This is a genomic window from Geminicoccus flavidas (assembly GCF_009806515.1).
Classification (GTDB): Bacteria; Pseudomonadota; Alphaproteobacteria; order Geminicoccales; family Geminicoccaceae; genus Geminicoccus; species Geminicoccus flavidus.
This window is the reverse complement of the sequence record NZ_WUJP01000684.1, coordinates 1-9,196: the sequence shown is the minus strand read 5'-3', so window position 1 is coordinate 9,196 and position 9,196 is coordinate 1. Positions and strand designations below refer to the sequence as shown.

Genomic DNA, 9,196 nt, shown 5'->3' with positions numbered 1-9,196 from the left:
CAGTTCTGGACGCCGCTCACCAACCGCCGCAACGACGCCTATGGCGGCAGCTTCGAGAACCGGATGCGCTTTTCCGCCGAGCTGATGGCGCGGCTGCGCCAGGCCTGCGGCGAGGATTTCATGATCGGCTTGGCCGTCTCCGCCGACCCCGGCACGCCCGGCTGCCTGAGCCTCCCCGACCTGCAGGCAGTGATCGCCTGGCACGACGAGCGCCGGCTGATGGACTACGTGACCTGCGGCACCGGCAGTTATTTCGACTTCGCCAGCATCATCGCGACCTCGCCCTATCCCGACCGGCTGGGCGAGCCGTTCGCCGCGGCGCTGAAGCAGGTGGTCCGCCACGCTTTTGTCCAGGCCGAGAGCCGCATCACCACACCCGCCGATGCCGAGGCCCTGCTCGCCGCCGGCCATGCCGACACCGTCAGCATCGTGCGCGGCCAGATCGCCGATCCCTGGCTCGCCGCCAAGGCGCAGGCCGGCCGCCCGGACGACATCCGCCCCTGCATCGCCTGCAACCAGCTCTGCTGGGGGCGGCGCGCCCGCGACTACTGGATCTCCTGCCTGGTCAACCCCTCGGCCGGCCGCGAGTTCGAATGGGGCGGCGACCGCTTCGAGCCGACTGGAACCCCACGCCGGATCCTGGTCGTGGGCGGCGGTCCTGCCGGCCTGGAGGCGGCGCGCGTCGCCGCCTCCCGCGGGCACCGCGTCACCCTGATCGAGCGGGCGGCGGAGCTGGGCGGCCGCTTCCGCCTGGCCGCGCGCCAGCCCGCGCGCGAGAAGATCGGCCGCCTGCTGGACTGGCACCGCCACCAGCTCATGCAACTCCAGGTCGAGCTGCGCCTGGGCCAGGAGGCAGGCCCGGCCGACCTCGCCGGCTATGACGAAGTGATCCTCGCCACCGGCGCCGTTCCCGCCCGCGACGGCTACCAGCGCGCCTTCCCCGACCGGCTGCGCTTGCCGGGCGTCGACCTGCCGGACGTCTTCGACATCGAGGACATCCTGGCCGACCAGCCGCAGCGACACCTCCCGATCGGCCACCGCGTCCTGGTCCTGGACGATCTCGGCAACTGGCGGGCGATCGGCACCGCCATCCTCCTCCAGGAGCAGGGTCACCAGGTGACGATCGCCACACCCGACGGCGAGGTCGCCAAGAGCCTCGCCAACAGCACCGCCGACATCCCGCTGCGCCGCCGCTTCGCGAAAGCCGGCGGCCGCGTCTCGCCCTACACCGCCCTTTCCGCCTGGCTGGGTGGCCAGGCCGAACTCCTGGACCTCCAGTCGGACCAGCTGCGCACCGAGGCCTTCGACACGCTGGTCCTGGCCACCATGCCGCGCGCCGACGACCGCCTGATGCAGGAAGCCGCCGCCGCCGGTCAGCCCGCCCACCTGATCGGCGACGCCGTCGCCTCCCGCCGCGCCAGCCTCGCGTTCTACGAGGGACGGGCGTTGGGACGCCTCCTGTAGCTCTTTTTCGTTGTTTCCAGATTTTGACACGCCAGGATCATTCCTGTCGGCGGCCCATGTTGCTCAGGTAAGAAATGCCCGTTCCGGATTATCAGTCTTTGATGCTCCCTGTCTTGAAGTCCTGCGCGGATGGCGAGGTACGTGTCGGTGATGTTGTCGATCGCCTAGCGGACCAACTACAGCTCACACAGGAGGATCGAGCTGAGCTACTTCCTTCGGGCAAGCAGACACTTTTTGGCAATCGGGTGCGTTGGGCGAAGACATACATCAGCAAAGCTGATCTAGTAGAGAGCACAAAGCGAGCCCATTTCAGGATTACCGATCGTGGCCGTCAGGTGCTCGCTTCTAAGCCGGTGCGTGTCGACAATGCATTTCTTAATCAGTTCCCTGAGTTCAGGGAGTTCAGGGACAGATCAACCCAGAACACCATGGCTGAACCGGCGGTGCAACTGCTGGAGCCACCGCTGGCAAGCCAAGTTCAGACACCCGACGAACTCATGCGAGCAGCGCATGCCCAAATCGAGGCTGCGCTCGCGCAGGAGTTGCTGGATCGCATTCGCGCGTCGCCGCCCGCCTTCTTCGAGCAGTTGATCGTCACCCTGCTCCTCAGCATGGGCTATGGTGGCTCGACCGCCGATGCCGGCCGGGCGCTCGGCCGCAGCGGTGACGACGGCGTGGACGGCGTGATCGACCAGGACGCGCTTGGCCTCGACCGGGTCTATGTACAGGCCAAGCGTTACGCCGAAGGCAACAATATCGGCGCCGGTGCAATTCGGGACTTCTTCGGCAGCCTCGATCGGCATAGGGCCAACAAGGGCCTGTTCGTGACGACGTCTACCTTTTCCTCTTCAGCAAGGGAGACGGCCGAGTTTCTCAGCAAGCGCATCGTACTGATTGACGGAACTCAGCTTGCGAAGCTCATGATCCGCCACTCGGTCGGCTGTCGCGTGGAGGAAACCCTGTACATCAAGAAGGTGGATGAAGACTTCTTCGAGTGAGGTTCCCGCTGCTTTCCCTGTCGGTCTCCGCGCCGGCTCACCCCGCCAGCACGTAGATCCAGGCCTCCACCGGCCCGTCCGCCGTCTCCAACTGTGCCACCACCCGCCGGTAGCCATCGCCCTCGAACGCGTCGAGCCGGGGCCAGTGGTCGGGCAACTCCGGGGAATGGAACAGGTGGACGGGCACCTCCTCGCCGGAGGGGTCGAGAACCAGTCCCGGGAAACCCAAAGCAGCCCCCCAGCCGGCCTCCATCAGCCGGCCGCGCACCGTGCCGGTCATCCAGCGCCCGGTCAGCCCGGCCAGTTGATGATGGTTGACCTCTCCCGGCGCCAGTGACCCGTAGGTCGCCAGCCACTCGTCTGCTGTCCTGCGAGGTTCCGCCATCCGCCGTCTGCCCCATTGCATTCCGGCCGCCGACTGGAGACCTCGGCCGCCGGAGACCTGCCGGCTGCATGGTCTCACAAGCCGCGAAGCGCCGCCTCCCTCATGTCATTCCCCGCGCATGCGGGGAATCCACCGGTACGAGCGTTCATTTGCCGGTCCCCCGGCGCTTTACGCCAAGCCCGGCCAGTAGGCGCTGTCGGCGGTCGGCCGAGGCCCGAAGATCGCCTGGCCCACCCGCACGACCGTAGCACCCTCCTCGATCGCGGCCTCGAAGTCGCCGGTCATGCCCATGGACAGCTCGGCGAGCTCGATGCCGGGCGGCGGGCGGAGCGTGCGGCGCATTTCGGCCAGGAGGCGGAAGCAGGTGCGCACCTTGGCCTCGTCCGCCGAGAACACAGCGAGGGTCATCAGGCCGCGCACGCGCAGCGCCGGGAAGTCCGGCAGCCTTGCCAGGAAGCCTTCGACCTCGGTCGGTGCCAGGCCATACTTGCTGGCCTCCCCCGAACTGTTGACCTGGACCAGCACCTCCAGCCGCCGCCCGAGCGCATCCAGATGACGCTGCAGCGCCTCGGCGACGCGCAGGCTGTCGAGTGCCTGGAACTCGGCGGCAAAGCGCGCGACCTGCCTGGCCTTGTTGGTCTGCAGATGCCCGATCACGCTCCAGGACAGGCCGAGATCGGCCAGCGCCTCGGCCTTGCCCGCCGCCTCCTGCACCTTGTTCTCGCCGAACGCGCGCAGGCCCAGGCCGGCCGCCTGGCGGACAATCGCGGCGGGCACGGTCTTGCTCACCGGCAGGAGCCGCACGCCCGCCGGATCGCGCCCGGCACGCCGGCAAGCCGCTTCGATCCGGGCCTGCATCGCCGCCAGGTTGGCGGCGATGGTGGCGGCCGGATCGGCGCCGAACCTCGCGTCCTGGCCTATGCCGCTCATGGGATGACCATGACCTTGACCTCGCCAGGCAGCGGGTCGCGCCCGATCACCTCGGGCACCTTGTCCAGCCCGATCCGCTGCGAGACCAGCCTGCCCACCTCGATCGCCCCCGACGTGATCAGGGCGGCGGCCCGGCGGTGGACGAACGGGTTGATGAACGAGCCCTGGATGCGCAGCTCGCGCATCATGATGTCGCAAGGCTCCATCTCGATCGTCTGGCCCTGCGGCATGACGCCGACGATCATCACCGTGCCGCGCCGCTTCGCCAGCTTCAGCGACTGGCGGACCGTGTCGGGCACGCCGGCGCATTCCAGCACCACGTCGACCCCGCCCGGCACCAGCCCATCCGGCCCGGCGATCGCCTGGACCGGGTCGACCGCGGACGGATCGACCGTGTCGGTGGCGCCCAGCTCCGCCGCCAGCTCGCGGCGCACTGCCTGGCGGGTCGACAGGATCACCCTCGTGGCCCCGGCCAGCCTGGCGAGCTGCAGGGTGAGCAGGCCGATCACGCCGCCGCCCAGCACGGCCACCGAATCGCCGGCCTTGATCCCGGCCAGATCGATCGCATGCAGGCAGCAGGCGAGCGGCTCGCAGAACGCCCCATGCTCGGGATGTAGCGAGAGCGGCAATTCCACCGCCTGGCCTTCGGGGACCACCGTGTACTCGGCAAAGCCGCCATCCAGCGCCAGGCCCAGCGCCTTCCAGTTCCGGCAATGGTTGACCAGCCCGTCCTGGCAGGCCGGGCAGCGCCCGCAGGAGATGTTCGGGTCGACCGTGACCCGCATGCCCGGCCGAAAGCCGGTAACCTCGGCGCCGACCGCCTCGACGATCCCGGAGAACTCGTGGCCGAGCGTCACCGGCGGCGAGGTCGGGAACTCGCCATGGAGGAAATGCCGGTCCGAGCCGCAGATGCCGCAGGCCTCGACGCGCACGAGCAGGTCGCCAGGCCCCGGTACCGGCTTGTCGACCTCGCGGACGAACAGTTTCTCGATGGATTCCAGCCGCACGGCCTTCACGTCGGTCCCTTCCCTTCTGCATGCGCGCCGGCCATGGCCGACCGCCCCAGTCCTGGGAGGGGCAGGCCTTGGCGTCAACGGCGTGATCATGCCGGACTTGGGCCGACGCCTTCCGCGCAAGCTGGCGGGGGCGAGCCGGCAGTTGTCCGAAGGCGGCCAGCCAGGCCGCACCCTTTCCGGCACGGTTCCCCCGCCTCGGCAGGTCGTCCATGCCACCGCTCGCCCGCGAGCCGGCAGGTGGGAATCCAGCCGCTTGACGGATCGCCTGATCAGGCGATCACCTGTGCCGGTCAGGCGAGGTGGGAACGAACATGACGGGTCCTCGCGGGCGGCCGAAGACGGGCGCCCGATCGGCTCATCGGGCCGTGACCGAAGGGATCGGCCTCGGCATCCTGAAGGGCGAGTTCAAGAGCGGGGAGCTGCTGCCCAGCCCCGAGGAGCTGGCGCTGCGCTACAAGGTGTCGCGCACCGTGCAGCGCGAGGCGTTCAAGACCCTGGCGGCCAAGGGGCTGGTCGCGTCCAAGACCAAGGTCGGCACCTGGGTGACCCCGCCCCGGTCATGGAACATGTTTGACGCCGAGCTCCTGGAATGGCGGACCCGGCTCGGGATGGATCCGGAGTTCATCGCCTCGCTGTTCGAGGTCCGCCGTGCGCTGGAGCCCGAAGCCGCGGCCCTGGCGGCGCAGCGGCGCACGCCCGAACAGCTCCAGAAACTTCGCGAGATCGCCCGGACCATGTCGGAATGCAGCGATTCCGGCCGTTTCATCGAGCTGGACCTGGCCTTCCACGTCCTGATCAGCGACGCCTCGGCCAACCCGTTCCTCCAGTCGCTGGGTGGGCTGATCGAGGCGGCGCTGGCCGCGGCCTTCGCCCGCTCCACACCCCTGCACGACCCCGCACAACTGCGTCGCTCCGCGCTGCAGCACGAGGCGATCTGCCAGGCGATCGAGGCGGGCGACTCGGAGGCCGCGCGCCAGGCGATGATCGCGGTGATCGACACCGGGGCGGTGAACGCCAAGCGCCGTCTGGCGCCGGCTCAGGCGGCGTCCTGACGGCGGGTCAGGCTGCGGTCGCCGGTGATCAGCTCGATAAGCTCGTCATGCGAGGTCTCGGCGCGGGTGCGCACACCCTCGACCCGGCCCTGGCGGATCACCACCATCCGGTCGGCGACCTGGAGCGCGTGCAGCACGTTGTGGGTGATCACGATCACCGAGATGCCTTCCCGGCGGACCCGCTCGATCATGTCCAGGCCCTTGCGGGTCTGCTCGACCCCGAGTGCGGCGAACGGCTCGTCCAGCAGCACGAGCTTGCCGCCGAAATGGACGAAGCGGCAAAGCTCGATCGCCTGGCGCTGCCCGCCCGACAGGTTCTCCACCTTGGCGCGCACGTCCGGGATCTTGGTGCCCAGGCGGTGCAGGGCCGCCCGGGTGATCTCCTCCATCTCCTTCTCGCGCAGCCAGGAGATGCCCGCCACGCGGCGGGTCAGCTCGCGGCCCATGAAGAAGTTACCGACTACGTCCACGTTGGGTGCGAGCGAAAGGTCCTGGTAGACCGTCTCGATGCCCAGCGCTTTGGCATCGGCCGGACCCGCCAGTGTGACCTCCTGCCCGTTCCAAAGCAGCCGGCCAGAGGAGGGCGGCTGGGTCCCGGCGATGATCTTGATGAGCGTGGACTTGCCGGCGCCGTTGTCGCCCAGCAGCGCCACCACCTCGCCCGGCAGCACGTCGAAGCTGACATCGGCCAGTGCCGTCACCGCGCCGAAGCGCTTGGCCACGTGGTCGATGGTGAGGAGCGGGGTGGTCGACATGGAAGCTCCAGGAGCCGGGGCGGCCGCAGGGCGAGGCTAGCGCCAAGGACATGGTCTGGCGAGGTCAGGCCTTGCCCTCCGGCAGGGTCTGCCCGCCATCCACCACGATGGTGGTGCCAGTGATGTAGGCGGCCTCGTCGGATGCCAGGAACAAAAAGGCATGGGCGACCTCGCATGGATCGGCCAGCCGCCCGAGCGGGATGGCGCGTGCCATGCTGTCGATGAACTCGGGCGAACGCTCGCTCTGCATGCCCTCGGTGAGCACGTTGCCGGGCTCGATCCCGTTCACCGTGATGCCGAACGAGGCACCTTCCAGCGCTGCCGCCCGGATCAGCCCGTTCAGCCCGGCCTTGGACGCGGCATAGTGGGCATGGCCGGGCGGCACCACGCGCGGCCCGGTGATCGAGCTGGTCAGCACGATCCGCCCGTAGCGCTGCCGCTTCATCGGCGCGAAGGCGGCCCGGATGGCCAGGAATGAGCCGCGCAGGTTGACGCCCAGCACCTGGTCCCATTCGGCAGCGCTGATCCCGTCCAGGGGGGTCTCGGGAAAGATCCCGGCGTTCTGGACGCAGATGTCGAGCCGGCCATGCTGGCCCAGAATGGTATCGACCACGCCCTGGATATCGGCCTCCACCGCGAGGTCGCAGGCGAGGTAGTGCCCGCCGATCCGCTGTGCGGTCGCCTGGCCCTCGGGCCGCCGGTCGGCGATCCAGACCTGCGCCCCTTCCTCCGCCAGCCTGGTCGCCACCGCGGCCCCGATCCCGCGTGCCGCCCCGAACACCACCGCCACCCGATCCGCAACCCGTCCTGCCAAGACGATTCTCCCCGTAATCGATTTCATGACAGATCGTGCCCGCTTCGGTGGCGTCGCGCTAGAGCCGCGAGTGACCTGCGCCCTCGTGTCTGCGCCATCAGCCGGAGCGGGATGTCGGCCGGCCCCCGTTGGCTACCTCCATCCAACATCATTGCCGTCCTTCATCGTCATGACCGCCTTGAGCCGGCCATCCCGACGAGACCCGCCACATCGCCGCCGCTGGCCCCTCGACAGCCAGGGCGGAAAGTCGGAAGGCTCGCAGCCGTGCCACGATCCCGGGAGGCGACCTTGCCGCTGCACTTCTCGTCCGCCGAGTTCGAGCGCCGCCTCCATGCGGCGAAGGATGCCATGGCCCGGGAAGGACTGGATGCCCTGCTCCTGTTCAAGCAGGAGAGCATGTACTGGCTGACGGGCTACGACACGTTCGGCTTCTGCTTCTTCCAGTGCCTGGTGCTGACCGCGGACGGCCAAAAGGTGCTGGTGACCCGCTCCGCCGACCTGCGCCAGGCGCAGCTGACCTCCAACATCCAGGACATCCGGATCTGGGTCGACCGCGACGGCGCCGACCCGGCCAAGACCGACCTCCTGCCCGTGCTGGAGGAACTGCGACTGCGCGGCCGGCGGATCGGCGTGGAGTTCGACACGCACGGGCTCACCTACCGCAACGGCAAGCGGCTGGAGGCAGCACTGGACGGCTTCGCCATGCTGGCCGACGCCTCGCTGCTCCTGTCCGGGATCCGGCTGGTGAAGTCGGAAGAGGAACTGGCTTACGTCCGGGAGGCGGCCCGGCTGGGCGACGCCGCCCTGGACGCCGCGGTCGCGGCGACCGGCCCCGGTGCCGACGAGGGCGTGATCCTGGCCCGGATGCACGACGCGATCTTCGAGGGCGGCGGCGACTATCCGGGCAATCCGTTCATCATCGGCAGCGGCCCACAGGCCCTGCTCTGCCGCTACCATACCGGCCGGCGCAAGCTGGACCCGCGGGACCAGCTCACCCTGGAGTTCGCCGGCGTCTATCGCCAGTACCATGCCGCCTTGATGCGCACGCTCCTGGTTGGCCAGGCGGATGACGAGCACCGCCGGATGTTCGACGCCGCCCGCGAGGCGCTGCTTGCCGCCGAGGCCACCCTGGTGCCCGGCCGCACCATGGGCGAGGTGTTCGACACCCAGGCCTCCGTGCTCGACCGCCACGGCATGCAGGCCCACCGCCTGAACGCTACCGGCTACTCGCTGGGCGCGGTCTATGCCCCGTCCTGGATGGACTGGCCAATGTTCTACACCGGCAACCCGGTGGTGATCGGCCCGGGCATGACCTTCTTCATCCACATCATCCTGATGAACAGCGAGACCGGCCGCGCCATGACCCTGGCTCGCACCTCGCTCGTCACCGAAGGCAAGGCCGAGCCTTTGGCTAAGGCACCGCTGGAGCTGATCGTCCGCTGACAGTTCTAGGAATTTTGACCTACTTCTGTCATCCTGCGCGATCCACCCGCGCCGGATGACCAATGCCGCTCCCACCCGACCGAACAGCATTCTTGCGAAACGAACCCGAGCGGCATCACGTACTGCGACGACGAAACGAACCCGAGTCGCCCCCGCCACCCTCCGTGATCCCCCGGCTCGTCCGGGGGATCAACAGGTAGAGACCTGCGCCGGTGGATTCCCCCGCCTGCGCGGGGAATAACAGGAGGAACGGGGACGCTTCCCGGATTGCGGGAGCGCGCTATCTGCACGAACGAACCCGAGAGCCCCCCGCCGGCCTGCTGTTACGGGTGCCGGCGG

The 9,196-nt window shown here is 68.9% G+C and carries 9 protein-coding genes; 4 read left to right on the top strand and 5 right to left on the bottom strand.

Annotation, left to right across the window (positions count from 1 at the left end):
• Positions 1-1,464: oxidoreductase (locus EQG76_RS19430; RefSeq protein WP_159716008.1), on the top strand; the 1,464-nt coding region annotated here is incomplete at its 5' end.
• 74 nt (positions 1,465-1,538) lie between these two features.
• Complete coding sequence (locus tag EQG76_RS19425) at positions 1,539-2,462, top strand: restriction endonuclease (protein ID WP_159716007.1); 924 nt, start codon at positions 1,539-1,541, stop codon at positions 2,460-2,462.
• Between the two features lie 37 nt (positions 2,463-2,499).
• Here the strand turns inward: EQG76_RS19425 and EQG76_RS19420 are convergent, their stop codons facing one another.
• From EQG76_RS19420 to EQG76_RS19410, 3 genes are all read right to left on the bottom strand, one after another.
• On the bottom strand, positions 2,500-2,847 hold the full coding sequence (locus tag EQG76_RS19420) for a gamma-glutamylcyclotransferase family protein (protein WP_159716006.1): 348 nt from the start codon (positions 2,845-2,847) through the stop codon (positions 2,500-2,502).
• A 168-nt stretch (positions 2,848-3,015) separates the two neighbouring features.
• Complete coding sequence (locus tag EQG76_RS19415; RefSeq protein WP_159716005.1) at positions 3,016-3,777, bottom strand: YggS family pyridoxal phosphate-dependent enzyme; 762 nt, start codon at positions 3,775-3,777, stop codon at positions 3,016-3,018.
• On the bottom strand, positions 3,774-4,793 hold the full coding sequence (locus EQG76_RS19410) for a zinc-dependent alcohol dehydrogenase family protein (protein WP_159716004.1): 1,020 nt from the start codon (positions 4,791-4,793) through the stop codon (positions 3,774-3,776). The genes EQG76_RS19415 and EQG76_RS19410 overlap by 4 nt, the downstream gene beginning before the upstream one ends.
• 365 nt (positions 4,794-5,158) lie before the next feature.
• Here EQG76_RS19410 and EQG76_RS19405 point away from each other — a divergent pair, with 365 nt between their 5' ends.
• A complete protein-coding gene (locus EQG76_RS19405; RefSeq protein ID WP_159716003.1) occupies positions 5,159-5,845 on the top strand; it encodes a FadR/GntR family transcriptional regulator in 687 nt (228 codons plus the stop codon).
• Here EQG76_RS19405 and EQG76_RS19400 read toward each other — a convergent pair.
• Positions 5,830-6,600 carry an ATP-binding cassette domain-containing protein gene (locus EQG76_RS19400; RefSeq protein WP_159716002.1) on the bottom strand — a complete coding sequence of 257 codons (771 nt, stop codon included), beginning with the start codon at positions 6,598-6,600 and terminating at the stop codon, positions 5,830-5,832. The genes EQG76_RS19405 and EQG76_RS19400 overlap by 16 nt on opposite strands.
• A gap of 64 nt (positions 6,601-6,664) precedes the next feature.
• Positions 6,665-7,414, bottom strand: a complete 750-nt coding sequence (locus EQG76_RS19395; protein WP_159716001.1) for an SDR family oxidoreductase — start codon at positions 7,412-7,414, stop codon at positions 6,665-6,667.
• Positions 7,415-7,702: 288 nt separating this feature from the next.
• On the opposite strand from EQG76_RS19395, the gene EQG76_RS19390 reads away from it, so the two are divergent.
• Positions 7,703-8,857, top strand: coding sequence for a M24 family metallopeptidase (locus tag EQG76_RS19390; RefSeq protein ID WP_200840949.1), 1,155 nt, complete (start codon positions 7,703-7,705; stop codon positions 8,855-8,857).
• The last annotated feature ends 339 nt before the right edge of the window (positions 8,858-9,196 follow it).